The sequence below is a fragment of the Pseudarthrobacter sp. H2 genome, assembly GCF_050157045.1.
Classification (GTDB): domain Bacteria; phylum Actinomycetota; class Actinomycetes; order Actinomycetales; family Micrococcaceae; genus Arthrobacter.
On sequence record NZ_CP189594.1, the window covers coordinates 1,963,674 to 1,985,301 of the forward strand.

At 66.9% G+C, this 21,628-nt stretch carries 18 protein-coding genes and 3 pseudogenes; 13 read left to right on the forward strand and 8 right to left on the reverse strand.

Going from position 1 to position 21,628, the window contains the following annotated elements; translation table 11 throughout:
* The first annotated feature begins 51 nt into the window (after window positions 1-51).
* Entirely contained in the window at window positions 52-2,310 is a 2,259-nt protein-coding gene (locus ACQCSZ_RS09280; RefSeq protein WP_427008296.1) for a heavy metal translocating P-type ATPase, read from the forward strand.
* Window positions 2,311-2,473: 163 nt separating this feature from the next.
* Here ACQCSZ_RS09280 and ACQCSZ_RS09285 read toward each other — a convergent pair.
* A pseudogene (locus tag ACQCSZ_RS09285) lies at window positions 2,474-3,246 on the reverse strand (hypothetical protein).
* 474 nt (window positions 3,247-3,720) lie between these two features.
* Between ACQCSZ_RS09285 and ACQCSZ_RS09290 the strand changes: the two are divergent.
* The 9 genes from ACQCSZ_RS09290 to ACQCSZ_RS09330 all read left to right on the forward strand — a co-directional run bounded on the left by ACQCSZ_RS09290 (window position 3,721) and on the right by ACQCSZ_RS09330 (window position 10,891).
* Window positions 3,721-3,942, forward strand: a complete 222-nt coding sequence (locus ACQCSZ_RS09290; RefSeq protein ID WP_427007719.1) for a heavy-metal-associated domain-containing protein — start codon at window positions 3,721-3,723, stop codon at window positions 3,940-3,942.
* A 286-nt stretch (window positions 3,943-4,228) separates the two neighbouring features.
* Window positions 4,229-4,687, forward strand: a complete 459-nt coding sequence (locus tag ACQCSZ_RS09295; RefSeq protein ID WP_427007720.1) for a DUF6153 family protein — start codon at window positions 4,229-4,231, stop codon at window positions 4,685-4,687.
* A gap of 140 nt (window positions 4,688-4,827) precedes the next feature.
* Complete coding sequence (locus tag ACQCSZ_RS09300; protein WP_427007721.1) at window positions 4,828-5,448, forward strand: DUF305 domain-containing protein; 621 nt, start codon at window positions 4,828-4,830, stop codon at window positions 5,446-5,448.
* Between the two features lie 77 nt (window positions 5,449-5,525).
* On the forward strand, window positions 5,526-6,410 hold the full coding sequence (locus ACQCSZ_RS09305; RefSeq protein WP_427007722.1) for a F510_1955 family glycosylhydrolase: 885 nt from the start codon (window positions 5,526-5,528) through the stop codon (window positions 6,408-6,410).
* 4 nt (window positions 6,411-6,414) lie between these two features.
* Window positions 6,415-7,164 (forward strand): cytochrome c biogenesis CcdA family protein, encoded by a 750-nt coding sequence (locus tag ACQCSZ_RS09310; protein ID WP_427007723.1) that lies wholly within the window; start codon window positions 6,415-6,417, stop codon window positions 7,162-7,164.
* 49 nt (window positions 7,165-7,213) lie between these two features.
* Entirely contained in the window at window positions 7,214-8,776 is a 1,563-nt protein-coding gene (locus ACQCSZ_RS09315) for a multicopper oxidase family protein (protein ID WP_427007724.1), read from the forward strand.
* An 8-nt stretch (window positions 8,777-8,784) separates the two neighbouring features.
* The gene (gene lgt, locus ACQCSZ_RS09320; protein ID WP_427007725.1) at window positions 8,785-9,690 is read left to right on the forward strand and encodes a prolipoprotein diacylglyceryl transferase; all 906 of its coding nucleotides are present in this window, start codon (window positions 8,785-8,787) and stop codon (window positions 9,688-9,690) included.
* Complete coding sequence (locus ACQCSZ_RS09325; RefSeq protein WP_427007726.1) at window positions 9,687-10,322, forward strand: DUF3105 domain-containing protein; 636 nt, start codon at window positions 9,687-9,689, stop codon at window positions 10,320-10,322. The genes lgt and ACQCSZ_RS09325 overlap by 4 nt, the downstream gene beginning before the upstream one ends.
* Window positions 10,323-10,480: 158 nt before the next feature.
* Entirely contained in the window at window positions 10,481-10,891 is a 411-nt protein-coding gene (locus tag ACQCSZ_RS09330; protein WP_427007727.1) for a four-helix bundle copper-binding protein, read from the forward strand.
* Between the two features lie 75 nt (window positions 10,892-10,966).
* Here the strand turns inward: ACQCSZ_RS09330 and ACQCSZ_RS09335 are convergent, their stop codons facing one another.
* Window positions 10,967-11,581, reverse strand: coding sequence for a TetR/AcrR family transcriptional regulator (locus ACQCSZ_RS09335; protein ID WP_427007728.1), 615 nt, complete (start codon window positions 11,579-11,581; stop codon window positions 10,967-10,969).
* A 112-nt stretch (window positions 11,582-11,693) separates the two neighbouring features.
* Between ACQCSZ_RS09335 and ACQCSZ_RS09340 the strand changes: the two genes are divergently transcribed.
* Both ACQCSZ_RS09340 and ACQCSZ_RS09345 read left to right on the forward strand, forming a co-directional pair.
* Window positions 11,694-11,876, forward strand: a complete 183-nt coding sequence (locus tag ACQCSZ_RS09340; RefSeq protein ID WP_427007729.1) for a hypothetical protein — start codon at window positions 11,694-11,696, stop codon at window positions 11,874-11,876.
* Window positions 11,877-11,878: 2 nt separating this feature from the next.
* A complete protein-coding gene (locus ACQCSZ_RS09345) occupies window positions 11,879-12,406 on the forward strand; it encodes a DUF2269 domain-containing protein (RefSeq protein WP_427007730.1) in 528 nt (175 codons plus the stop codon).
* A gap of 24 nt (window positions 12,407-12,430) precedes the next feature.
* Here ACQCSZ_RS09345 and ACQCSZ_RS09350 read toward each other — a convergent pair whose 3' ends face one another.
* The gene (locus ACQCSZ_RS09350; protein WP_427007731.1) at window positions 12,431-13,729 is read right to left on the reverse strand and encodes a GNAT family N-acetyltransferase; all 1,299 of its coding nucleotides are present in this window, start codon (window positions 13,727-13,729) and stop codon (window positions 12,431-12,433) included.
* Window positions 13,730-13,795: 66 nt separating this feature from the next.
* Entirely contained in the window at window positions 13,796-16,627 is a 2,832-nt protein-coding gene (gene polA, locus ACQCSZ_RS09355; RefSeq protein ID WP_427007732.1) for a DNA polymerase I, read from the reverse strand.
* Between the two features lie 19 nt (window positions 16,628-16,646).
* Here polA and ACQCSZ_RS09360 point away from each other — a divergent pair, with 19 nt between their 5' ends.
* A complete protein-coding gene (locus ACQCSZ_RS09360) occupies window positions 16,647-17,111 on the forward strand; it encodes a hotdog fold thioesterase (RefSeq protein WP_427007733.1) in 465 nt (154 codons plus the stop codon).
* 55 nt (window positions 17,112-17,166) lie between these two features.
* Here ACQCSZ_RS09360 and ACQCSZ_RS09365 read toward each other — a convergent pair whose 3' ends face one another.
* From ACQCSZ_RS09365 to ACQCSZ_RS09380, 4 genes and pseudogenes are all read right to left on the reverse strand, one after another.
* The gene (locus ACQCSZ_RS09365) at window positions 17,167-17,715 is read right to left on the reverse strand and encodes a dihydrofolate reductase family protein (protein WP_427007734.1); all 549 of its coding nucleotides are present in this window, start codon (window positions 17,713-17,715) and stop codon (window positions 17,167-17,169) included.
* Between the two features lie 74 nt (window positions 17,716-17,789).
* Window positions 17,790-18,011 carry a hypothetical protein gene (locus ACQCSZ_RS09370; RefSeq protein ID WP_427007735.1) on the reverse strand — a complete coding sequence of 74 codons (222 nt, stop codon included), beginning with the start codon at window positions 18,009-18,011 and terminating at the stop codon, window positions 17,790-17,792.
* A pseudogene (locus ACQCSZ_RS09375) lies at window positions 18,008-18,595 on the reverse strand (inorganic phosphate transporter); the annotation flags it as partial. The pseudogene ACQCSZ_RS09375 and the gene ACQCSZ_RS09370, both read right to left, overlap by 4 nt.
* Before the next feature lie 33 nt (window positions 18,596-18,628).
* Window positions 18,629-21,587: pseudogene (locus tag ACQCSZ_RS09380) on the reverse strand (Tn3 family transposase).
* Between the last annotated feature and the right edge of the window lie 41 nt (window positions 21,588-21,628).

Sequence of the window (21,628 nt, forward strand, 5' to 3'; positions counted from 1 at the left end):
GAGTCAGTCACCCTGACCAATACCCGTGTCCTCGAGCTCGATATACAGGGGATGACGTGCGCCTCCTGCGTGGCCCGGGTGGAGCGCAAGCTCGGAAAACTCGACGGCGTCCAGGCGAGCGTCAACCTGCCCCTGGAATCCGCCCAGGTGACGGTGCCGGATACCGTCACCGACCAGCAGATCATCGACACCGTCACGGCGACCGGATATACGGCGCGGCTCAAGGCCGCCCCCGGCGCAGACCGGCTGGCCCAGGACAGCGACGAGACAGTAGCTCCTGACCTGTCTGATGACGCGTCAGCTGCATCTGCCGCGTCGGCGGGACTGCGCCGGCGGCTGCTGCTGGCGGTTGCCCTCACCCTGCCGGTGGTCACCATTTCCATGATTCCGGCTGCGCAGTTCCCGCATTGGGGCTGGTGGGCCTTCGCCCTCAGTTTGCCGGTGGTGACCTGGGCGGCGTGGCCCTTCCACCGCGCCGCGGCCATCAATGCCCGGCACCTTGCCTCCACGATGGACACCCTGGTGTCCATCGGTGTGAGCGCAGCCTTCCTGTTTTCCAGCTGGCAGCTGTTCGCCGACCCGTCACTGACGGCCCATACGGGCATGGCGATGAGTACCCATACCCTGTACTTCGAAGTCGCCGCCGTGGTCACCACCTTCCTGCTGCTGGGCAGGTACCTGGAGGCCAACGCCAAACAGCGCGCCGGCAATGCCCTGAAGGAGCTGTTGAATCTCGGCGCCAAGGAAGCCACTGTCGTCCGTGACGGCGTCGAGGTCCAGGTACCCGCCTACCGGCTCCAGCCCGGCGACGTCTTCCTCGTCCGCCCGGGCGAAAAAATTGCCACCGACGGGTACGTGGTGGAAGGGAACAGTGCGGTCGACACGTCCCTGATCACCGGCGAGTCGCTCCCGGTGGAGGTCGACGTCGATGACACCGTGGTCGGTGCCACGATCAACACCAACGGCCGGCTGCTGGTCAAGGCCACCCGCGTCGGCAGCGAGACAACGCTTGCCCAGATGGGGAGACTGGTCAGCCAGGCGCAAAGCGGCAAGGCGCCGATTGCCCGGCTGGCCGACCGGATCAGCGCCGTCTTCGTCCCGGTCGTCCTGGCCATTGCCGCAGCCACCTTCACCGTGTGGATGCTCGCCGGCGGGGACCTGCAGTCCTCCTTCACGGCCGCCGTCGCGGTCCTCGTTATCGCCTGCCCCTGCGCCCTTGGCCTGGCCACACCGACGGCCCTGCTGACCGGAACCGGCCGCGGCGCCCAGATGGGCATCCTGATCAAGGGCCCCCAGGTCCTCGAAGACACCCGGACGGTTGACACTATTGTGCTGGACAAGACCGGCACGGTGACCACCGGGCGGCTTTCCGTCGCGGGAATCCACAGCTTCACTCCGGCCAGCCAGGATGAAATCCTGACCTACGCCGGCGCGGTTGAATCGGCCAGCGAACACCCCATCGCCCGCGCCATCGCCCGCGCCGCCCAGGCCAACGGGCCGCTGCTGCCGGTTTCCGGCTTCGACAGCGCACCCGGCGGAGGAGTCCGCGGAACCGTAAACGGCAGGCAGATCGTCGCCGGACGCGCCGGCTGGCTGCAGGCCAACGGCATCGAGCCGGAGGCCGGCCACTACACGGCGCTGCAGGGCCAGGAGGATGCCGGCGCCACGGTCATCTGGGTGGGCATCGACGGCGTGGCCGCCGGTATCATCAGCCTCACCGACACGGTCAAAGCCGGTTCCGCGGCCGCGATCAGCAGGCTCAAGGCCCTCGGGCTGCACCCGGTCCTGCTGACCGGAGACAACGCCGCGGTCGCTGCCGTCGTGGCCGCCGAGGTGGGGATCCCGGCCGAAGATGTCATGGCGGGGGTCCTGCCGGAAGGCAAGGTCGAGGCGGTCCGGAAGCTTCAGGCTTCCGGAGCCACCGTGGCGATGGCCGGCGACGGCGTCAACGACGCCGCGGCGCTGGCGCAGGCAGACCTGGGCATAGCGATGGGCAGCGGCACGGACGTGGCCATCGCCGCCGCCGACCTGACGGTCATGGGCAACGACCTGGGCCAGGTGGCCCAGGCCATCGAACTGTCCCGCAGGACGCTGGCCACGATCAAGACCAACCTGTTCTGGGCCTTTTTCTACAATGCCGTCGGCATACCGGTCGCCGCTCTGGGGCTGCTGAACCCAATGATCGCCGGGGCTGCGATGGCCGCAAGCTCAGTCCTGGTTGTGAGCAACTCACTCCGTCTGCGCCGCTTCGGCAGACCCGGCAGGGGCGACGCTTCCATCCCCCGGCTGCCGGCGACCACACCGGTGTGACGTGAGACCACACGCGGGTGCCCACCGTGGCGGGCGGCGAGGGGACCCCCGATGCTCGCCACGGACGGCTGCTTCCGTTCCGCAGACCGGCCAGGAGCAGGCATGCCAAGGGCCGGTGATCCGCAGCCCCCAAGGCAGCGGATCCCGGCCCGTCGACAGACTCTTAGGCTCCGGCGCGGACAAACGTGACGGGGCCGGTAGCGGTCAGCCACGACAGCGGATGCACCACCGTCTGGTTCTTGCCGTTCATGCCGGAGCTGAGGACCTGGCCATTGCCGACATACATTCCGATGTAGCCGGACTGGACAACCATGTCGCCGGGCTGCGCGTCACCGACAACCTTTCCGTAGTTCATGAACTGCATACGGGCAAGGTCACCGACGGGAATGCCCGCAGACCCCAGGGCCTTTTCCACCAGACGCGTGCAGTCCTGGTTCAGGCCCAGCTGCGCGCAGGCGCCGGAAACCATAGTGGCGTTCACCCCGCCCGCCGCCTGGGCAGCGGGGGCGCCGCGGCCTGGGGCTGGACAGTCATGCGGGCCTGCGCCGGCGCCTGGGCGGCCGTGGCCCGCGCGGCCACGGCCGCAGGAGCCGGTGCGTTGACAGCGGGCTTGGGTGCCTCAATGACCGGTGCCGGGGCGGTGGTGACGGCCGGGCGTTCGAACGCGATCCGGACACTGGAGTCGGCACTGAGCGGAGCCGGTGCCTGGCTGGACACATCCAGGTTCGAAGCGGATGCGGTGTCGCGCTGCACCGGGGCCTCGGCGGCCTGGGCGGCGATCCCGCTGGTCAACACCATTCCTGACGCGGCGGCAATGGCGGCGGCCTGCCGGCCCACTCCCCCGGCGTTGTCGGCAACGGCCTTGGAGATCGTCGCGAGGGGGCTGACCTGGACAGTGACCGCGCGGTGGCGGCCCGAAGTTCTGCGTGTGGACATGAAAAAGTAGCCTCTCCCTGAAACAGGCCAGAAACGTGGCTTCCCCGTCTCTGCCGGACGAATTCTGCGAACGGATCCCGGGCAGCGGCAGAGTTAGGCAATCAGCCCGGGAGTGCCGCTCTCGGAGAAACCGGCACGGGTTCACATCCAGCTAACGCCCCGATGCGCCCTCGGCAAAGCCGGACAACTAGCGCACCCTCGTCCGCGGGGGCCGAGGCCGGGCTTCGCCGGAGACCGCCTTCCCGCCTTGTGCTTTATACCCCGGAGGGGTATGCTTGGCGCTGTTGTCAGTGAAGTGGTATGTCCAGGCCGGTGCCCCGCATCGCCGTCACAGCCGTTCAACCCCAGCGCCCATCGCACCTTTTTTCAAGGAATGGAACTGACATGTGTGGAACAGAAACCCGGACAGAATTGCGCCTCGCCTCATCAGCGTCGGGGTGCGGTTGCTGCTCGACCGGGACCCCCGAGGACTCCGTGACGACCACCGGAGATGCTGAATACGCGGTTGTAGGACTGACCTGCGGGCATTGCGTGCAGACTGTCCGGAAGGCCGTCGCTGCCGTGGATGGTGTGGAAGCCGCCTCCGTGGAGCTCGTTCCGGGCGGTCGTTCGCGTCTGGTTATTTCCGGATCCGCCGGTGATGCGGCGGTCCGTGAGGCTGTCACCTCCGCCGGATACAGCCTGATCCCCCGCTGATCCGGGCCCGCCGCCCGCGGACGGAAGCATCCGTCGCCGTCCCGCTCGCCGCGGGCGTGCTGGCCTCCGCCGGCGTGACGATCTCACCGGCCGCGGCAGGGGTCCTGATGTCCGTCTCCACGATCGTGGTGGCCCTGAACGCCCAGCGGCTGCGCCGGGTGAAACTCAACCCGGAACAGGTTCGTTGACCCGGGAAGCATCAGACACCCGGCCCGATCAGGGCCGGTACCCTTAAACGAAGCCGGTACCCTTAAGCGAACATAATCCCCTTGGAAGGAGGAACACCATGACAGCAACCGGATCCGGGCGCGCCGTGGCCTTCCTCAAGTGGGCGGCCCTGCTGGCCGGAATGCTGGCCATCATTGCCGGGATTCTGGGCATGCACATCATGACCGGTTCCCCCGGTATGCCAGCGTCCGCGGCAGGTCACGGTGCTGCCATGCCGCAGGTCATGCAGCCATCTGCGGAGGTCAAGCCCGCACCGGGTCCCGCAGCAGTGCAGGGCATTCCGGGGGCGGCGTCCTTGTCAGGGCGGTCGTGCGCGGACAAGGGCGGGTGCGCGACGATGTCGGCCATGGACGCGGTCTGCATCCCTTCCCCGGGCAACGCATCGCTGGCGGCGCCGTTGCCGGGCACTACGCCGCTCCCGGCCGACGACGCCACCAGGTCTTCGTCCGGTTTCACCACTTACGCATACCTGCCCGGAAGTCCTTCTCCGGGCCAACTCTGCATCAGCCGGACGTAGAGAGCTGAGCTGCGCCGTGTCCTGCCCGCGCAGCACTCCAGCTATCCGACGTGCCCGTCCGGTCCCTGCCGGCTCACGCGTCGTACAAGTCGCCCACGGCGCCACGCGCCGGTTGATGTATTGAAGGACTCTGATTTTCCATGAATAAGAAGTTTCTGACCCTTTCCGCGACCGCCATCGCCGCTGCCATCGCCTTGGCCGGCTGCTCTTCCGGATCCGGCGGCGGCAGCATGCCGGGCATGGACCACGGCAGCTCCGGCGCTTCCTCCACCAGCTCCCCGTCGAGCAGCGCAACAGCAGCCGCGGCGGAACACAACGCGGCCGACGCCATGTTCGCCCAGATGATGATCCCCCACCACACCCAGGCCGTCGAGATGAGCGACGTGATACTCAAGAAACAGGGCGTCCCTGCCCCGGTGACCACCCTGGCCACCAGGATCAAGGCGGAGCAGGGCCCCGAGATTCAGAAGATGACCGGGTGGCTCACCAGCTGGAATGAAGCCACCACGATGTCAGGCACGCACAGCATGGACGGCATGATGGGCGAGGATGACATGAAGAAGCTTGACGCCGCGCAGGGAACCGAGGCGGCGAAGCTCTTCCTGACTCAGATGATCGCCCACCACGAAGGCGCCGTGGCGATGGCCAAGACCGAAACGACCGGCGGCAAGAATCCCGACGCGGTGCAGCTCAGCAAGGACATCGTCACCTCCCAGGAAGCGGAAATGCAGGAGATGAAGGACCTGCTGGCCAGCCTTTAGCCAGCCCCCAAGGGGGCCGGTCCCGCCACGGGACCGGCCCCACCCCCTTTAGTTCCTCCCGATACCTGGAGTTCCCCGTGCCCTTCCCACCCACCCCCCGTCTCCGCCCAGCAGCAATCTCAGCCGCAGCAGCCGCCCTGGTCCTGTCCCTGACCGCCTGCACCCCGGCCTCCGTCCCGGCGGCCGGTGCTCCGTCATCAGCCGGTGCCGCCACGGGCCTTCCCAGCGCCCACATCCACGGCCTGAGCGTCAACGGCGAAACCGGCCAGGTCCTCCTGGCCACCCACGAGGGCCTGTTCGACGTGTCCAAACAGCCCGCCGTCAAAATCGGACCCTCCAACGACCTGATGGGCTTCACCGCCGCGATGGACCAAGGCGTCTTTTATGCCTCCGGCCACCCCGGGAAGGGCTCAACGCTTCCCAGCCCACTGGGGCTGGTCAAAACCAGTGACGGGGGCAGGACCTGGGAGCAGCTCTCCCGGCAGGGCGAATCCGACTTCCACGCCCTCACCGCGACGAAGTCCGGGATCGTAGCCTTTGACGGGACACTCCGCACCAGTCCGGACGGGAAGACCTGGAAAACAGCCACCGCGGACTTCGCCCCGGCTGCCCTGGCGGGGAACCCCTACAGCGACACCGTTCTTGCCACCACGCCCGACGGCGTGCAGCGCTCCGCCGACGGCGGAGCCACCTGGGCGCTGGACAAGGCCGCCCCGGTGATCCAGTTCGCCGCGTTTGCCAGCGCGACGGCAGCCGTCGGTGTCGAACCCGGCGGCACCGTCCACTACTCCGCCGACGGCGGAGCCACCTGGACCAGGAAGGGCCAGATCAGCGGCGCGGTCCAGGCCGTTGCCGCGACGGACGGCTCGGACGGGAACCCCTGGATCTGGGCAGCCACCTCCACCGGACTGGTGGTCTCCACGGACGGCGGGGCCACGTTCCGGCCCTCCGACGCCGCCTGAGCCGATGGACATCGGCGGGTACTTCGCATCCATGGTTACCTCCGGCGCGCTGGTCATCGCCATTCCGTTGGCCATGGTTGCGGGACTGGTGTCCTTCTTGTCGCCGTGCATCCTTCCTTTGGTGCCCGGCTATCTGGGCTTCGTCTCCGGGCTGACTGACCCGACGCAGCCGCACAACCGCCGCCGCGTGCTCGCCGGCGTCGGACTCTTCGTGCTGGGGTTCGCCGCCGTGTTCACCCTCTATGGGGCCGCCTTCGGCGCCATCGGGTCCTGGCTCCTGCGCTGGCAGGATGCCCTGATGCGCGGCCTCGGCGTCGTGGTGATCCTGATGGGCGCAGCCCTGCTCGGGCTGGTCCCCTGGCTGCAGCAGACCCGCAAAATCACGCTCGGCCGCAGGACCGGACTGGCCGGCGCACCCCTGCTGGGCATCGTCTTCGGACTCGGCTGGACGCCCTGCATGGGGCCGACGCTGAGCGCGGTGCTGTCCCTGAGCGTCACCACCGGCAGCGCCGGCCGCGGGGCGCTGCTGGCCTTCGCCTACTGCCTGGGCCTGGGCATCCCCTTCGCCCTGACCGCCATGGGCCTGAACTGGGTCAGCGCCGCTCTGGCCTTCGTCCGCCGCCACATCCGCATCGTCAACATCGCCGGCGCCTCCATGCTCATCCTCCTTGGCGTGCTCATGGTCACCGGGGTCTGGGTGACGTGGATCTACCAGCTCCAGAACCTCTCCGGCACCTTCCTCACCCCCATCTGACACGCACTGGTCACGAGCGTCCGCTTGGACCACGTCAAAAGGACTTCAAATGAATAACCAACCCGATCACAACCTGGGCCGCCGCCGCTTTTTAGGCCTGTCCGTCGCCGCTACGGCCGCAGCGGCCCTCGCGGCTTGCACCAACAGCACTGCCCCCGCCACAGGCCCGGTCCGGGTCATGCCCACGGACCCCGTGGTCGCGGACTACGAGGCCCGGCGGGCCTTCACCGGAAAAACCGTCGCCCAGACCCTCGACGCCGCGTCCGTGGAGGCAACAGTCGCCGGGAAGCCCGTCACCACCTGGGGCTACAACGGCAACCTCACCGCCCCGGCACTCCGGGCCACGGCCGGGGACCGGCTCCAGGTGACGCTGGCCAATAACCTCAAGGACCCGACCGGCATCCACTGGCACGGCCTGGCCCTGCGCAACGACCAGGACGGCGTCCAGCATGTCACCCAGGACCCGATCGCCGCCGGCGCCGGGTTCAACTACGATTTCCGTCTCGCCCACCCCGGCACGTACTGGTACCACTCGCATATGGACATGCAGCGCGAACGCGCCCTCTACGGGGCACTGATTGTGGAAGACCCACAGGAGCCCCTCGCATACGACAAGGACTGGGTGATCGTCCTGGATGACTGGATGGACGGCATCACCGGCACTCCGGACGATGTCCTGAAAGAACTCTCCGGCGGCATGTCCATGTCCGGCATGGACCACGGTTCCATGGGATCCTCCCCCGCCCCCTCGGGGGGATCGATGAGCATGGGGATGAAGCACATGCTCATGGGCTCGCGCAGCGATTTCCTCGGCGGGGACGCCGGCGATGTCAGCTACCCGTTCCATCTGTTCAATTCAAAGGCTCCGGATGAAGCAGAGGTCCTGGCGGCCACGGCCGGGCAGGTCATCCGGCTGCGGATCATCAACGCCGCCGGGGACACCGCCTACCGTGTCGGCATCCCCGGCCAGAAGCTCACGCTCTCCCATACCGACGGCTTCCCCGTCCAGCATCAGGACGTCGACGCCGTCGTGGTCGGCATGGGCGAACGCATCGACGCCCTCCTCACCGTCGGGGAAGGGTTCACCCCCGTGATGGCGCTGCCGGAGGGGAAAACCGGCAAGGCCCTGGGCTTCATCAGTACCGGCACCGGCAAGAAGCCCCTGCCGGCGGTGCTGCCGGGCAAACTGGAAGGCACCGTCGTGGACGGCGGACAGCTCAAGGCCGACCCCACCGTCACGCTCGCGGCCAAGACCCCGGACCGGATCCACGAACTCAAACTCACCGGTGGAATGGACAAGTACGACTGGGGCATCAACGGGCACCGCTTCGACATGAGCAAGCCCTTCGAGCAGACCTTCGACATCAGGGCCGGAGAACGGGTCGAGGTAAATTTTGTCAACGACACCGACATGTGGCACCCAATGCACCTCCATGGCCATACCTTCCAGGTCGGTGCCGGCGGAGCCCGCAAGGACACGGTCATCGTCCGTCCAAAACAGACAGTCACCGTCATCTTCGACGCCGACAACCCCGGCCAATGGCTCGCGCACTGCCACAACGCCTACCACGCAGAACGGGGCATGATGGCCCTCTTCTCCTACATTAAGTGACCGGTATCATGCGACCTTCAGCAGTGACGGACTTCTTCTTCCCTTCGCCGACGGTCAGCGCCTTCGCATTGGGGCCTCTGATACGGCTCTATGCCCTGTGCATCCTGGCCGGCATCGTGGTCGGCGTCTGGCTCACGGCCCGTCGGCTCCGCGCCCGCGGCGGCACAACCGCCCAGACCTTGGACATCGTGGTCTGGGCCGTTCCCCTCGGCATCGTCGGAGGGAGGCTTTACCACGTCATCACGGACAACCAGCTCTATTTCGGGCCGGGCCGGGACCCATGGGGTGCGCTGCGGATCTGGGAAGGCGGCCTCGGGATTTGGGGTGCCGTCGCCCTCGGACTGGTCGGCGCCGCCATCGGCGCCAGGCGCGCGGGCGTCCCCTTCGCAGCCTTCGCGGACGCGGCCGCCCCGGGGCTGCTGCTGGCGCAGGGCCTGGGCCGATGGGGCAACTGGTTCAACAACGAACTCTACGGGGAGCCCACGGATCTGCCGTGGAAACTGCAGATCCACGCCATGAACCAGGCCACCGGCCAGGCCCTGACCGCCCCCGACGGCACACCGGAAATCCTCGGCTACTTCCAGCCCACGTTCCTGTATGAGTCCCTCTGGTGTTTCGCCGCAGCATCGCTGCTGATGTTCCTGGACCGCCGCTACAAGCTCGGCGCCGGATCGGTGTTCGCCCTCTACATCGTCTTCTACACCGCCGGCCGTTTCGTCTTCGAACTGATGCGCTCCGACCCCGCCAACACGATCCTGGGCCTGCGCGTGAACACCTGGGTCTCCGGACTTCTCTTCCTGGCCGGCATTGCCCTCTTCCAGCGGCTCAGGTCCCGGCGCCGGTCCGCCGTGCAACCCCTATCCCCTGAGCTAATCCAGGAATCCGACGCGCCAAGCAAAGGAACACCCGCATGAGCAACACGAGAAACCGACGCGCAGAACACCAGGCCATCGTCGCCGCCCTCCGCACCCGGCAACAGGCAAAACAGTGCCGGTTCAACATCCTCCTCTACGGCAGCTTCGGCGTGGTCCTGGCCGCCATCATCACGGCCGTGGCCCTGGTCGTCGCCGGATCCGTCCAGGAACGGAACGCAGCCGCCGAAGCGGCCAAGAAACCCATCGACGGGATCCAGACCTTCGCCGACCTGTCGCGCAACCACGTCCAGAACGCCGTCGCCTACCCGCAGCAGCCCGGCGTCGGAGGCGACCACGCGCCCGCCTGGACGAACTGCGGCGTCTACACCGAGCCCGTCAGCGAACAACGCGCCGTCCATTCCCTGGAACACGGCGCCGTGTGGATCACCTACAGCCCCGCCCTGCCGGCAGCCGACATCACCGGACTCACCGCCCTGGCCAAAGACAAGCCCTACGTCCTGCTCAGCCCGGACAAAGAGCAGAGCGCCCCGGTCACCGCCACCGCCTGGGGCACGCAGCTGACGTTGCAGAACGCCGATGACTCCCGCATCCCGGCCTTCATCCGCGTCTACGCCCAGTCCCCGAACGCGCCCGAACCAGGGGCCCCCTGTGCTGGCGGAACCAACGGTTAACCACACAGAACGCCGCCCAGAGGGCATCCCGTGGAATCCAGAAGCCGCGGGCCGGCCTCGAGAGCGTCCGGGGCTGACGGCGTTCCCCGTGCCCGACTAGGGTGGGCGTCACGGCCGGAAACGTCCGGCCGCAACATCACAGCAACAAGGAGTGCATCATGTCCCACCACATCAGTGCGATGCTCGATGCCCACCCCCAGGGTGCGGGAACGCTCGGGAAGGACAAGCTCGCCGAATGCATTGCCGCCTGCTTCCAGTGCGCCCAAACCTGTACCGCGTGCGCTGACGCCTGCCTGGCCGAGGACATGGTCGCCGACCTCACCACCTGCATCCGCACCGACCTGGACTGCTCTGACATCTGCGCCGCCACCGGCAACATCCTGTCCCGCCAGACCGGAACCAACGCCGGCCTCACCCGCACGGTGCCGGAGGCCTGCCGGGCCGCCTGCGCCGCGTGTGCCCAGGAGTGCGAGCGGCACGCCGGCATGCACGAGCACTGCAGGATCTGCGCCGAGGCCTGCCGCCGCTGCGAAGCCACCTGCACTGCCCTGCTGGCCGCAGTGGCCTGACCCGCCAGCCTCCGCCCGTGGGGACGGCCGGAGGGCGGCGGGACCTGGCGCTCAGGCGACGGCGCCCACCTGGTCCTAGCCGCTGGTCCCCGGGCGCCGCGTCCCGGCCACCCCGGCAGGGGGCGGCGGTGGTTGCAGCCCGGTCAGGGTGAGGTTGACGAGCCGATGCACAGCGTCGCGGGACCTCAGCCCGCCCGCGGCTTCCAAGGCATGGAGGCAGTAGCCTGAGAGCTCGACCGGGGCGACATCGCTGCGGAAGACCCCGGCCTCCGCTCCCTCCCGGAGCAGATCCGTCACGAATTCCATGAGGTGCTGCTGGGCCCGTCCGACATGCTCGCCCTGATGGAGCCGTGCCGCGTCGGCACCGCCGTGACCGAAGTGGGACATCAGGGCGTAAGCCTCCAGAACCGCTTCAAGCTGCCGGGCCGGACCCGAGGTGCGGTCCCGCACCCGGGCCAGCTCTTCCAGATGGGCTTGGATCTGGCGTTCGTGCCATGCCGAGAGGATTGCGTCCACGTCCGGAAAGTACTTGTACAGGGTAGCTCGTCCGATGCCTGCCGTCTGGGCGATCTGCGACATCGTCACCGAAGCCAGTCCGTGCCCGGCCACCAGCGCAGCCGTCGCGTCCAGAATGGCTGTCCGCACGGCGCTGCGGTGCGTCTCGATGGTCGCATTCCAAAGCTTCGGCATGATCGAAGTATACAACCCGCCGCGCACTGGACACTTTGACGTACTAAGACATAGTGTCTTATAAAACCTGCGTGAACGAGCAGGGAGCAGCCAAGCGAGAGAAGAACCGGCGATGACCGAGCGGCCCCAGCCTACCGACGCGCGTGACGAGGGCTCCGGCCGGAAGCCTGTCCGCGGCCCCGAGCCCGGCACTCCCCGCTGGGTCAAAGCCTTCATGATTGCGGCCGTGATCCTCGTCCTGGCGTTCGCCGCCATCCACCTTGCCGGGGGCGGAATGGGAAGCCACACACCGTGAAGGTGATGGCACCAGGTCTGCGCAAGCTCGCCCTGACCATCCATGTCCTCAGTTCGGTCGGCTGGCTCGGCGCTGTGGTGTCTTTCCTCGTTCTGGCCGTCGCGGGGCTGACCAGCACCAATCCCCAGCTGGTCAGGGCAGCGTACCTGGCCATGGACCTCATCGGGTGGTTCATCATCTTCCCGCTGAGCCTGGCATCACTGCTGTCCGGCATCGTCCAGGCGCTGGGAACCGTCTGGGGACTCTTCCGCCACTACTGGGTACTGATCAAACTACTGATCACTGCCCTGGCCAGCGCCCTGCTGCTCCTCCACCTGCAGCCCGTCACACACATGGCAGGGATAGCCTCGGCCTCCGACCTGTCCCCCGCCGCCATGACCGGAATGCGAGGCCAGCTCGTGGCCGACGCCGGAGCCGCAGTAATCGCCCTGCTGGTCGCCACCGTACTCTCGGTGTACAAACCGCGGGGCACCACGCGATGGGGGCGGACGCGTGCCACCGCCATGCAAGGGCCCTCAATCCGGCGGTGAGACGGCGCCCCCGGGCGTGAGCCATCAGAAGTGCGTCAGGCAGTGCGGTGCGCGTTCGACGGCGAACATGAGCCGCGCCTTCAGCGCCGCCCCGGGGGCGTGTTCGGTGATCTTCCCGGCCGCCGTCAGCGTCACCGGGCAGACGGCGCCCAGGTAGATCGAGCCCAGTTCGGCGACGTCGAGGGTCAGCTCCGGAGCCGCGCCGGGAGGCGCGGCGGACACGGCAGCCTCCCCTTCCGTGACCTCCAGGAGGAACGTCCCGGCGGCGAAGCCGAGGCCGTCGGTCACCGACAGGACCAGCGAGCCGTCCACCGGGTAGCGGCGGGCGCCCAGCGCCTTGCCGGTGTCCAGGATCCGGAGCCAGAGCATGTCCCGGTGGTCCGAGGACTCGATGCAGCGGGGATCGTCGAGGGCCCACGCCAGCGGGTCATCCACCGGCGCGTCCTGCCAGCTGATCCGTTCGATCAGGTCGATGCTGCCGAGAAACTGCCACAGCTCCAGGTGGGCATCGTCCGTGGCCGCCACAAGGTCCACTATTTCCACCGTGTACGGCTTGGTGTCCCAGCCGGCGAACTTGTAGGCGACGTAGCCGTCCACCGTCCCGGCGGCGTCATAGTGCAGGGCGCACCTGATCGCCTCGTCTTCGCCGCCGTCCCGGCCGAAGGAGCCGGAGCTCCGCTGCCGGTAGGCCTCCTGGCGCACGATGGAACCGGGCGTGGCCCGGTGGACCCGTTCGAACACCTGCGGAGCCAGTTCGAGCAGGACCTTCCGGTCCGCGATTTCCACAGTTCCCGCCGCTGCGTGGCGCAGGCGGAAGCGCGGCCCGGCGTCGACCTTGACGCTGCGCTCAAAGGTTGCGACGCCGAAGCCGAACCGGCCGTAGATCGACGCCTCCGACGCGGTCAGGGCGGCCACCGCCAGGCCGTCCGCCTTCGACGCGGCCAGGTCCTCGGTCATCATCCTGCGCAGGAGGCCCCGCCGCCGGTGCGTTCCCCGGACGGTCACGGCGGTGACCAGCTGGGCCCGGAGCTGCCGGCCATAACCGATGTTGAGGTCCTTGCGTAGGGACGCGAAGGTGGCAACGGGAACATCCGCGGCCAGGGAATGCGGCGCCACGTCCCCGGCCTGGTAGACGCCCGTCAATTCGCCGTCGTCGGCCCGGTAGTTCGCGAGCACCTTGTCCACGAACTCGTCGCTGCGGCGAGCGTCGTGGAACCCGAACCCGACCGCCCTGACCCATGCGGCACAGCCTGCGTAGTCGGCGTAGCCGGCGGCGTCTTTTTCGGCTGCCCGGAACCGCCTGACCTCATACTTTTCTGCCACGTGCTGCCCCTATGCGTCAACGACCCGTCAATGGATCCTGCGGCCCGGCAGACCCGGGCCGGAAACCTAGTGCCCGGCGTCGTACCAGGTGGGACCGACGTCGATCTGGACGTCCAGCGGAACGCTGAGGTCGGCCGCGGCGCCCATCTGTTCAGTGACCAGCTTCTCCACGGCCTCCCGCTCGCCGGTGGCGACCTCGAGCACCAGTTCATCGTGCACCTGCAACAGCATGCGCGACTTGAGCCCCTGGGCGGCCAGCTCCGAGTGCACGCCGAGCATCGCGCGCTTGATGATGTCCGCAGCCGATCCCTGGATGGGTGAGTTCAGTGCGATGCGCTCCGCGTTCTCGCGAAGCTGCCGGTCCGTGCTGGTGAGGTCCGGGAGGTAGCGCCGGCGGCCTTCGATGGTGGCCGTGTAGCCGTCGATGCGGGCCTGGTCCACGACGCCGCGCAGGTAGTCGCGGACAGCGCCGAACCTGTCGAAGTATTCCTTCATGAGGGTACGTGCCTCGTCCACGGAAATCTCCAGTTGCTTGGAGAGCCCGAAGGAGGTCAGCCCGTAGGCGAGGCCGTAGGACATCGCCTTGACCTTGGAGCGCATGGCGCTGGTGACCTCCTCGACGGGCACGTGGAAGATGTTGGAGCCCACGAAGCGGTGCAGGTCCTCGCCGTCCTGGTAGGCCTGGATCAGCCCCTGGTCGCCGGAGAGGTGCGCCATGATCCGCATTTCGATCTGCGAGTAGTCCGCCGACAGCAGGCATTCGAAGCCCTCGCTGACGACAAAGATACCGCGCACACGGCGGCCTTCCTCGCTGCGGATGGGGATGTTCTGGAGGTTCGGGTTGTTGGACGAGATCCGTCCCGTCGCGGCCACGTTCTGCGCGTAGGTGGTGTGGATCCGGCCGTCGTCGGTGACGGACTTCTTGAGCGACTCCAGCATCTGGCTCAGCTTCGACGACTCGCGGTGCGCCATCAGCTGGACCAGGAATTCGTGCCCGGTCTTTTCCAGCAGGTTCTTGAGCGAGGCGGCGTCGGTGGTGTAGCCGGACTTGATTTTCTTGGTCTTCGGCAGGCCCAGTTCCTCGAACAGCACCGTCTGCAGCTGCTTCGGCGAACCCAGGTTCACTTCGTGGCCGATCGCGGCGAAGGCAAGCTCCTGGGCGTTGTCGATCACCTTGGCGAGATCCGCCAGCTGCTCGTCCATGCGCGGCATGTCGATGGCGATTCCTGCGAGTTCCATGTCGGCAAGAACCCGGCTGACAGGCAGCTCAAGGGTGGTCAGCAGGTCCTGGGCTTTGCGTTCCTTCAGTTCCGTTTCGAAGTAACGGCTCAGGGCCTGGACGACGGCGGCCACCTGGACCAGCGCGCCGGCAGCGGCGGCGTCATCGCCGTCGAACGCCAGCTCCAGCTGGCCGGCCTTGGCGGCCTCGGTCGAGACGCTGATGTTGAGGTGGTGCTGGGCCAGTTCGGCGAGCTCATAGCTGCGGCGGTCAGGCTGGATCAGGTACCCGGAAATCGAGGTGTCGTCCACCACGCCCCCGATTTCCAGGCCGCGGGCGGTCAGTGCCTTCAGGGCCGCCTTGTAACCGTGCATGACCTTGGGCGATCCGGGATCCCGCAGCCACGCCGCCAGGACGTTTTCGGAACCGGCGTCCTGGCCGGCCAGGTCGATGTAAGCGGCGGCGCCGTCGCGGACGATCGCCAGCGCGGCGGCATCCTCCCCGATCCGGCCCGGGACCAGATCGACCGCGACGGCGGATCGCTGCCCGGCGGAACCTCCCGCCAGGAAGGCGGCCAGCTCGGCAGCGTCCGAGGGGGTCACGAAATCCGGGGTTTCCAGGCTTTCCCGCTCCGCTTCGGGAACCTCACTGCCGTAGAGGGCAAAGAGCCGGGTGCGGATGGTCTTGAATTCGAGGGCGTCGAACAACTCCTCCAGGGCGGCCTGATCCGGCCGCGGTTCCGCGAGATCGTCCAGCGTTACCGGGAGGTCGAGGTCGGTATGGAGCCGGTTCAGCCGCCGGTTGCGTTTGACGTCCTCAACGTTTTCGCGGAGGGCGTCCCCCACTTTCCCGCCGATTGAATCCAGGTTCTCCAGGACCCCCTCGAGGCCGCCGTACAGGTTGATCCATTTGGCCGCCGTCTTGGGGCCGACGCCGGGAACGCCGGGGAGGTTGTCCGCGGACTCCCCCACCAGGGCGGCGAGGTCCGAATACTGGGCGGGGCTCACGAAGTACTTCTCCTGGATGGCCGCCGCGTCCAGCCGGGGAATGTCGCTGACGCCCTTCTTGGGGTACAGCACGAACACGTTGTCCGTAATGAGCTGGAAGGCATCACGGTCACCCGAAACCAGGAGTACCTCGAAACCGGCCTTGTCTCCCATGGTGGCGAGTGTGGCCAGGATGTCGTCGGCTTCATAGCCGGGCATCTTGATGGTCTTGATACCCCAGGCGCCCATGACCTTGTCGATGAGGTCGATCTGGCCGCTCATCTCCCGGGGGGTTTCGTTGCGGCCACCCTTGTAGTCGCTGTACTCGGCCTTGCGGTGCGTGGTGTCATCCGAGACGTCGAAGGCCACGGCAACGTGGGTGGGCTTCTGTTCCTTGATGAGGTTGATCAGCATGGAGGTAAACCCATGGATCGCGTTGGTGTGCTGCCCATTGGCAGTGGAGAACTTGTCGGCCGGCAGGGCGAAGAAGGCACGGAAGGCCATGGAATGGCCGTCGAGGACCATCAGCCGGGGCTGGTCCGTGATGGGAACCACGGGCGCCTCCGTGGCGGACACGTCCGCGCGGCCGCGGGGCTTCGCGACGGGCTCAGCGACCAGTACGGACGCGTTGTCTGCCACTGCTGCGGGATCTGCTGAAGCTGGGGAAGGGGCCGGTTTGGTAGTTTCGCTCACAGGTGCCAGCCTAGTTGCCATGATGGACAATTTCACGCCCGCCCCCTACGCGGCCGAACTGGCAGCCGCGGGAGTGCCCGACGAACTGCTCGATTGGCTCGGCTGGAGGGGTATCGGTGCCCTCGTGGTGAAGATGGGGATCCATTTCCTCGAGATGGGCCCGGAACGGTCGGTGGCAACGATGCCGGTGGCCGGCAACACCCAGGTCGCCGGCATACTGCATGGCGGGGCACATGTGGTCCTCGCCGAAACGCTCGGCTCCTTCGCGGCCGGGATGCACGCCGGCCCGGGACGGCACGCCCTCGGCATCGAGGTGGGCGCGACCCATCACCGCCCGATCGCGGAAGGCACCGTGACCGGAACCTGCACCGCGATCCACCTCGGGCGCACGCTCACCACGCACGAGATCGTCATGACGGACGAGAAGGGGCGCCGGCTCTCCACCGCCCGGATCACCAACCTGATCCGCGACGACGCGGGGTAGAAGGCGGTATCGTCTGTAGGGCCGGGCCGGCACCGCGGCCGGCCCGGAAACCGCGCTAGGGCCTGCCGCCAAAGCGGTAGTGCAACTCGACAATCCCGCGTCCCAAAGTGTGGGAGGAGATCAACTCCAGTGGCGGCGTCGGGCCGTCCATCGGAAGCACCGGCTTGCCGGCGCCGAGCACCACCGGGATGATCGAGACGATCAGCTCATCCAGCAGGCCGGCGTCGGCGAACTGAGCGGCCAGGACTCCCCCGCCGACGATCCAGACGTTCCGGCCGGCCGCCGCGTCCTTCAGGTCCTCGGCGAATTCGCGGACGGGCCCGCGGACGAAGGTGATGTCCGTGCCCTGCGGGGCGGAGAGTTCGTGATGGGTGAAGACCCAGCACGGGGTGCCCGGGTAGGGCCAGTTGCCGGGTTCGTGCTCCATCAGCCACGCGTAGGTTTCGCCGCCCATGACGATGCAGCCGACGTCGGCCATGAACGCATCGTAGCTTTCCTTGCCGCCGGCGAAGCCGTCGAACTGGAGCAGCCAGTCCAGCCTGTCATCGGCAGTGGCGATGAATCCGTCGAGGGAGGAGGCCACGAAGTATTGGAGGCTCGGCATGGCCCCAGCCTACCTATTTCGGGCCTGCGTGCCCATCCTGCCGCGGTGCGGGGACGGTCCCGTCGACGAGGCGCCTATTTACTGAAGCACGGAATGATCAGGTAGAGCCCGAAGAGGACGGCAGCGCCGCACAGGCCGAAGCACGCGTAGGCGAGCGGACGGACCCAGGCCGGGTTGCTTTCCCGGACGTCGCCGGCAATGGCGGTGAGCCGGACGCCGAGCGAGTACAGGACGACGACCGTCACCGCCGCCACGAGGGTCGCGCCGGCCACGGTGACAATTTCCAACCATTTCATCGCTGGACATCCTTATTCTTCTTGCTCGGCTTGCCGGCCGGTTTCTTCTTGCGGAACTGCACGGCGTGGCCCGCTTCCTCTACCTGGACCGCGTTGTGGTGGCCCACATGGGACTTCCGCGAGTGGATAAACATGTAGCAGACCGCAGCTGTGCCGGCCATTGCCGCCATGGCGACTCCGATGACACCGGTCTTGACGAGCAGGGCGGTCAGCGCGCCCACGATCCCGGCCGCCGGCAGCGTGAAGAGCCAGCCGACGGCGATCCGGCCGGCCGTGCCCCAGCGCACCGAGGTGCCCCGGCGTCCCATTCCGGAACCGATCACCGAGCCGGAGGCCACCTGTGTGGTGGACAGGGCGAAGCCCAGGTGCGAGGAGGCGAGGATGGCCGAGGCGGTGCTGGTCTCGGCGGCGAAGCCCTGGACGGGCTTGACGTCGGTCAGGCCTGCTCCCATGGTGCGGATGATGCGCCAGCCGCCGGAGTAGGTGCCGAGGGCGATGGCGAGGGCGCAGGCCGTGATGACCCACCACTGGGGCCCGGAACCGGCCTGCTGGGTGCCTGCGGCGATCAGGACGAGGGTGATGATGGGGTGGCTTGTGAAAAAGTGAAATATCCGACGCTAAGGTTTTGTTGGGCGTCGTAGTGGCCTGTATTTGCCGGGTTTGATGTGGTTGGTGCGTGGCCAGGTGTAGTCGCCGGTGAGGTTGATGTGTTCCCAGCCAAGGGGTGAGAGGAACCGCAGGAGGCCCGGGTCCGTGATCATGTCGCCGTTGCTGTTGAGGGCGGAGACGGTGCGGTCAAGGTAGACGGTGTTCCAGAGAACGATGGCTGCGGTGAGCAGGTTCAGCCCGCTGGCGAGGTAGCGCTGCTGCTCGAAGGACCTGTCACGGATTTCTCCGAGGCGGTTGAAGAACACGGCCCGGGCGAGGGTGTTCCGGGCCTCGCCCTTGTTCAGGCCTGCTGTGACTTTGCGGCGCAGGCCGGGGTCTTGGAGCCAGTCCAGCAGGAAGAGGGTCCGTTCCATTCTGCCCAGTTCCCGCAGGGCGAGGGCGAGGCCGTTCTGGCGGGGGTAGGCGCTGAGCTTTCGCATCATCACGGAGGCGGTCACGGTGCCGGTTTTGATGGACGTGGCAAGGCGTAGGATCTCGTCCCAGTGCAGGCCAATCGTTGCGGTGTTGATCGTTCCGCCGATCAGCGGGGCCAAGGCCGGGAGTCCTGGATCGTTGGTGGGTGCGTAGAGGAGGGTGTCGCCGATGTTGCGGATCCGAGGTGCGAGCAGGTGCATGAGGGCGAAGAGATGGTCGGTGAATCCGGCCGTGTCGGTGTAGTGCTCCTGGATCGCCAGGTCGGACTCGTGATAGAGCAGCCCGTCCAAAACGTAGGTCGCGTCGCGGTCACCAACGTTGACGAGTTTGCTGTGGAAGGGCGAGTACTGGTCGGAGACGTGCGTGTAGATCAGCCGGCCCGGCTCGACGCCGTACTTGGGGTTCACGTGCCCGGTGGATTCGGCTTTGCTGCCGGCACGGAAGCGCTGCCCATCAGAAGAAGAGGTGGTCCCGTCGCCCCACTGTGCGGCGAAGGGGTGACCGTGCTGGGTGTTTACCAGTTCCGCCAGGGCGGCGCTGTATGTTTCATCCCGGATGTACGCTGCCTGGTGGCGGTCCAGCTGGGCGTAGGTGACGCCGGTGCAGGACTCGGCCATCTTCGTCAGTCCCAGGTTGATTCCGTCGGCAAGGATGCCGGTGAGCAGGAGTTGCTTGTCCTTGGAGGGGTGGCCGGATTTGAGGCTGGTGAAGTGGTTGGTGAATCCGGTCCATGTGTCCACTTCCATCAGCAGGTCGGTGATCCGGATCCGCGGGAACATGGCGCTTGCCTGGTCGATCAAGGGTTGCGCGTGCGCGGGGACGATCGTTTCGAGCGGGGTGATTTTCACGCCCTTGTCGGTGACCAGCACCCCGGGGAGTTCATCGCGGGCGGCGAGATCGTTGACTTCCTTCAGCCGCTCCTGAAGGAGAGCGAGCCTGCCTTCGAGGTATCGGGTGCTTCCATCGGTCGTGACCAGCGGCAGCTTCCCGGCGTTTTTCATGCCGGAGAAGTCGGCACCGGCCAGGAGGTAATCATCGAAGTCGCGGAACTGACGCGATCCGGTGACCCATATGTCTCCGGACCGGAGCGCATTCCTGAGTTCCGCGAGGGCACAGAACTCGTAGAACCCCCGGTCCATGCCGTTCTCGGTGAAGACCAGTGGTTTCCACCGGGGCCGGATGAAAGAGACCGGTGCATCGTCGGGGACCTTCCGGGCGCCGGTGGTGTTCAGGGCGCGGATGACATTGATCGCGGCCAGCAGGTCTTGTGCTGCTGGGGCTGCATGCAGGTCAAGGACGGCAAGAAAGGCTGGGGTGTAGCGACGCAGCGTGCCGAATTGGGCACTAACCAGCGCGAGGTGGTCCTCGAAGGCCGGCCTGGTCAGTTCTTTGGCCTGGGCGATGCTTTCGGCCAGTGATTCCCAGCCGATGGCTGTTTCGTTCGCAGCGAAGGGGTCTTCACCGTTTTCCTTGGCCTCAAAGAGGACATCACCCAGCCTCGAGTGAATGCGCATCATGGCTGCGACGGTGGAGCGGGACGCCAGAGTGTGGCGGTTTTGTTTGTTCTGCGCGGTCCGGATGAGCCGGCCGATGATCCGGACCGCGCAGATCGATGATTTCGTCGGTGACCGTAGCCATGCTTTCCACGGCCATGGCAAAGAGGGCCGCGTACCGGCGTGCGGGCTCGAACTTGGACAGATCGGCCGCGGTCATGGAGGCACCCTCACGGGCAAGCTTTAGCAACCTGTTCCGGTGAACCAGCCGGCTCGCTGCCCAGGGAAGATCAAGGGCACGCCAGGTAGTGAGTCGGTCGATGTGCTCACGCATCGCCCGTGCGTTGGGACGCAGCGGTGCCTGCCGCAGCCAGCCGATTTCGGTCGATGAACTATCGGGGCGACGGAGAAGCAACCCGTCCAGGTGTTTCTGGTGCTCGATGGAGAGGTGGCCGCATAGCGTGGCGTAAATGTTCCGGTTCGCCCTAGTCAGGGCCTGTGCGCAAGCCCGTTCAATGACGCTGATGGCAGGCAGAGCGACCTTCTTTGCCTGCAGAAAGTCCTTCGCGCTTTCAACCAGGAGCAGGCCTTTGTCTGTTTGCGCAGCCACATCGCCCACGTGCTCCACGAGCTGGCGGAAGTCTGCAATTCCGAATGCGGACATGCCCAGATATGCGCGAATCTCCCTTCCGTGCTCCTGCCGCGTTTCCTCACGTGTTCCATACTCGCCCCAGGCCTCGGGCGAAACGGCCAGATGAGATGTCAGCCACGAAACGACTTCAGGGGGCACCTCAGTGTCTTCGGCCAGCGCGATTCCCGGGTGTCGCAGGAGACACAGCTGGACGGCAAAGCCCAGCCTGTTAGCTTCTCCGCGGCGTTGCCGGATCAACGACATATCCACAACACTGAGCGTGTAGTGGGCTGCAAGGTCCTCCGTTCCAGTGGGCATTGCCAGGATCTGGCCACGCTCAGCAGCCGTGAGCAAAGAACGTAGAGCCACTTCAGAAGTCCCTATCTACTAAACGGCCGTGCCTCACGGAC